Annotated in this window: 4 protein-coding genes; all 4 read left to right on the top strand. The window is 35.5% G+C overall.

Features of this window, described 5'->3' with window-relative positions; translation table 11 throughout:
* The first annotated feature begins 128 nt into the window (after positions 1–128).
* Positions 129–350, top strand: a complete 222-nt coding sequence (locus P5674_RS24935) for a hypothetical protein (RefSeq protein WP_006616005.1) — start codon at positions 129–131, stop codon at positions 348–350.
* A 113-nt stretch (positions 351–463) separates the two neighbouring features.
* Complete coding sequence (locus tag P5674_RS24930) at positions 464–691, top strand: hypothetical protein (RefSeq protein WP_014275581.1); 228 nt, start codon at positions 464–466, stop codon at positions 689–691.
* 18 nt (positions 692–709) lie between these two features.
* The gene (locus P5674_RS24925) at positions 710–991 is read left to right on the top strand and encodes a hypothetical protein (RefSeq protein WP_035736471.1); all 282 of its coding nucleotides are present in this window, start codon (positions 710–712) and stop codon (positions 989–991) included.
* A partial coding sequence (locus P5674_RS24920; protein WP_315643391.1) for a hypothetical protein occupies positions 945–1,211 on the top strand: 267 nt, incomplete at its 3' end. The genes P5674_RS24925 and P5674_RS24920, both read left to right, overlap by 47 nt.

Below are 1,211 nucleotides of genomic sequence, written 5' to 3'. Positions count from 1 at the left end.
TGATGGATATCTTGATAGTCGCGTTAATGTTTCAGAGTTGACTAATCTAATGAAAAGCAGGGGCTATTCAATGATTAATCAAAACGGCAAAAACGTTTGGAAACAAATTATTTAAGGAGGGAATTAAAATGACTCAAAATAACATTGACGCTATTACTCAAACAAGGTTTAAAACGTTTAAACAAATGGTAGACACCACGATTTACAATGCTACCAAACAAGACGCTAAGGATACTTTGATAACAATAATGAATGATTGTCAAACCGAGTATTCCCTGGCAGTCGCAAAGGAACAATTACTCCTAAAACAGCTTAATTATATTAAGCATTTACTAACCAAAATCGAATAATTTAAACCCTTCCGAAATGACGTTAAACTATCACAACTTAACCACTATCAAAGGATAAATCCATGTCAATCAAATTAAGTACGCCCGGATTAAACGTAGTAGAATATAGCTACATGAGCAATCGATTAAACCCTAACGTGGTAGGATTACTTGACTTAGTAGAACTTGCTATCACATCTGAACAATTTGATGAAATTGTCGAATTTATTCAAATCCACAGGCATTTTTTAAACGCGGAAATCGAGTTACTCAAAGGCATTGAAGCCTTGCTTAATGCAAAAATTACAGAACACAACAATAATCAAAATCACCCCGATAATGATGATCACAAGTTCAATTAATCAATAGGAAATAAAGCCATGAATGAGTTTGAACAAGAAAAAATGATGGTTATTGCAGAAATGGCTAGGGAGATTTTTGTCAGATTAGCTGGCAATAATTTAACAGCAACTCGTGAGGATAGAATCACGATAGCAGAAATTGCTCATAATTACGCTATTGACTTTCTGGCAGTACACGAGAAATGGGTAGAATCTCAGTATCCAATTATTACTCGATTCGATTCAGACGTAATATCACCTGAATGTAACCTTAATGGTTATAACAGCGATATCCTACTGGGAGGTGATTTTCATGCCTAAGCTACTCCCAGTAGTCACACTAACAGGGTCTTACAAAGGGTTTCTGGTAGGTCATGGTAATATCTGTATCGAAGTAGGTTCTTTAGAATGGTTTAAATACCTAGAAACCCATAAATCCTTTTCAGTAGAGGTTAATGGTAAACGATTTACAGCGTGCAAAAAACTCTCAATCAATGGTTTTACCTACTGGAACCTCAAAGGGTGGGATGGTAGCGTCAAT

This window comes from Limnospira sp. PMC 289.06, from assembly GCF_032350395.1.
Taxonomy (GTDB): domain Bacteria; phylum Cyanobacteriota; class Cyanobacteriia; order Cyanobacteriales; family Microcoleaceae; genus Limnospira; species Limnospira platensis.
This window is presented reverse-complemented; position numbering and strand designations above follow the sequence as displayed.